The following is a 1,647-nucleotide window of genomic DNA, read 5'->3' on the forward strand; positions in this document are numbered from 1 at the left end:
CCATGGGCAGTCTTTATTCCCACACTGGTTATTGTACTTGTCAGCATTACATCTCTTGTCTTTCCTGCCCTTCTAGTTCGAGCATCTAGTCCATTTCATGCAGACATTTTAGAGACAGATGTGATTGACCCTCTTACTCCAGGATTTCTTGCAGTTCCATTGATTATGGCAAACATCTTGGTCTTGGGAATTGGTTTTGCATATTATAGAAAATCAAAGGGAAGAGACCTGTTGAAAAAAATTACAAGTTTTGAGATCTCAAAAAAACAAGCCATCATTACAATAATCACAATACTTGTGATTTTTTGTGCCATAACTGCAGGAACACTTGCAAAAGAGGAGACATGGGTAGACTACAAGGATGTAAAGAGCAGAGTCCAGACATGGACTATTGCAGACTTTGCGCACAGCTTTGAGCCCCATGTAAGATACCTGCTTCTTTCAGCTTCATTGCACATCTTTGGAAACATCAGGGTAATTCCGTTTATCACAAGCATTGCATTACTCTTGCTTGTTTACTTTTTCACTGCAAGCATAACACAGAAAAAATTTGCAGGAATCATATCCATGGCACTGTTGCTTCAAAGCGACATATTTGTTTCATACAGTACTAGTGCAACCTATGACAATTCATGGATACTCTTGTATCTTTTTTCGATATACTTGGTCCAGAGATTCTGGCATCCATCACCTGTGTCATACTTTGCTTCAATATTTTCCAAGGCACTCACTGTAGCATTTCTTCCAATGAGTCTGTACTTTGTTGCACGCTCAAACCTTTCAAAAAGATCAAAAATGTATTCTCTTGCGTCCTATGGAGTTATCATAGTCATATTGGTAAGCTCGTTTGGAGCATTTAGCAATATTTTACCCAAACAAGAGATGGGAATTAACGGTGAAGAGTTTTGGCAGGGATTTACAGACATGGCAATGCAGATGAGATTTGACTACATCATACTGATCTTTTTGCTTCCTGTTACAGTGATGTTGTTTTTNCCATGCTGATTCCATGATGATAATGATACTTGGCATATTGTTAACATCACCGCTCTTGGTTGCAATAACAAACCAGACAAGCCAGCCATACAGATTTGTTTCGCTTTCCGTATTCTTTGCTATCAGTGTAGGGGTACTTTTGTCAAACAGAATCAGGAAACAGGCCGTAGTATAGTCCAGTATACAGTAGCCTTGTCGCCCTTGACAACAGGATAACCATCATGATCTGCATAAGCCAACAGTTTGTCTGGAGTATTGTCTTGCTGTACAGAAATTAGATTCAAAGAGACAATAGTACTAGATGGATATACCTGTACAGCAGTTGCCTTTAAGAGTTCATATTTTTGGCTCCCTGTTGATACTATTTTTTTATGCAAAGTAGGTGAGTTGGCATCAAGAAGTGAATTCAATTTTGCATAATCTGTTACTGTTACCTTGTCTGTCTCAAGATATGCAACAAGTGCACCATCAGAGTTTTCTACTTTAACCTGGACATAGATTGAGATGTTATTTTGTCCAATCTGGGCATATGAGCTTGCAATAGAAGACACAAAGACAAATGCAACAACAAGAGATAGTAGTAATTTCACTAGACTAGAAAATCACGCAAGGCTAGATAAACTTCTTTATTTGTTGTTGATCATAATCATA

1 protein-coding gene is annotated in these 1,647 nt (G+C 38.2%); it reads right to left on the minus strand.

The genetic code is table 11. From position 1 onward, the window contains the following. Positions 1-1,148: 1,148 nt before the first annotated feature. Positions 1,149-1,586 (minus strand): hypothetical protein, encoded by a 438-nt coding sequence (locus tag DYY66_RS05625; RefSeq protein ID WP_166286943.1) that lies wholly within the window; start codon positions 1,584-1,586, stop codon positions 1,149-1,151. Between the last annotated feature and the right edge of the window lie 61 nt (positions 1,587-1,647).

The organism is Candidatus Nitrosotalea sp. FS (assembly GCF_011319475.1).
Taxonomy (GTDB): domain Archaea; phylum Thermoproteota; class Nitrososphaeria; order Nitrososphaerales; family Nitrosopumilaceae; genus Nitrosotalea.